Raw genomic sequence first — 568 nt, forward strand, 5'->3', positions numbered from 1 at the left:
GAGCACGGTCGTTTCGTACACGCGGCCAGGTTGGGGCATTGAGCTATCCCAATCGCCATTTGCTAGGTGTTGAGCTGCATCGGCAGTGGCGTTGATTGGTCGAGTCACGCGTTCGAAGATGACCCAACTAAAGCCGATACCAAACAAGCTGACGACGATACCAACAATCCAGCTTTTCTCTTGGCTTTTCGGTAAGAGGCCAAGCAAATCAGATTCCGAGATAGAAGTGCCGATGAACCAAGTTAAACCGTTTGGATCGTAGTAGGGCGTGATACGGCTAAAAATACGTTGGCCGCTGTGGTCAAACTCAAACGTGTACGGTTGGTCTGTATGGTACAAGTCAAAACCACGCACGCGGGAGGCGCTGATTTTGATGATCGGGTCTGCGCTTTCAGAGGCGAACAAGCGTTGGCCTTTATCCGAAAACTTTGTGCCCCAAGACACTACGCTGCCTGGGCCAGAATGTGCCACTAATCGGTGTTCTTGGTCCATGATAAAGACCGATGCTTTGGTGTTCTTCTTGATGACGCGGAGAAACTCGTTGAAGGTATTGATACGAATATCTGTC

General features: G+C 50.2%; 1 pseudogene. It reads right to left on the reverse strand.

The features are described 5' to 3' along the window. Positions 1-568 (reverse strand): annotated as a pseudogene (locus R7Q09_RS27320) (diguanylate cyclase); the annotation flags it as partial.

The sequence above is a fragment of the Vibrio sp. 2130-1 genome (assembly GCF_033339515.1).